Source organism: Aminobacter sp. P4_D5 (assembly GCF_056401815.1).
In genome coordinates this window covers 1-581 of the sequence record NZ_JBFUIP010001099.1, presented here as the reverse complement: position 1 = coordinate 581, position 581 = coordinate 1, and the positions used below count along the sequence as shown (strand labels likewise).

Sequence of the window (581 nt, the reverse complement as noted above, 5' to 3'; positions counted from 1 at the left end):
CGGCAGGGGATGAGGCCTTGGCCTCGACGCCGAGATCGACCAGCCGTGCCGCCAGCGCCGGCTCGCGCATCGCCTCGCGGATGGCTTGCGCCTGACGCTCGGCCACGGCGGCCGGTAGGCCCGCCGGGCCGAACAACGCCGCCCAGAAGTTGAAGTCGTAGTCGGGCAAGCCGCTTTCCGCGAGCGTCGGCACCTCCGGCAGCAGGACGGAGCGGGCGCGGCCGAGCATGGCGAGCGGGCGCGAGCGGCCTGCCTGGATGAAGCCGCGCTGGGTCGTGATGCTGTCCACCACCATGCTCACCTCGCCCGACAGCAGCGCCTGCGCGGCCGGGCCGGTGCCGCGATAGGGGACGTGCACCATCTCCACGCCAGCCTGGTCGCAGAAAAGGGCCGCCGCGAGATGCGGGGAGGTCCGCGGCCCCGCCGAACCATAGGTATACTTGCCGGGATTGGCCTTCAGCAGCGCGATGAACTCGCCGATATCCCGCGCGGGAACGCCGGGATGGACCACGATCAGCATCGGCATCAGCCCGATGAGGGAGACCGGCGTGAAGGCCGCCACGGGATCGTAGGGCAGGCTG

General features: G+C 71.4%; 1 protein-coding gene. It reads right to left on the bottom strand.

What is annotated here, in order from left to right; genetic code table 11:
• A partial coding sequence (locus AC1DWF_RS36880; protein WP_476843380.1) for a tripartite tricarboxylate transporter substrate-binding protein occupies positions 1-581 on the bottom strand: 581 nt, incomplete at both ends.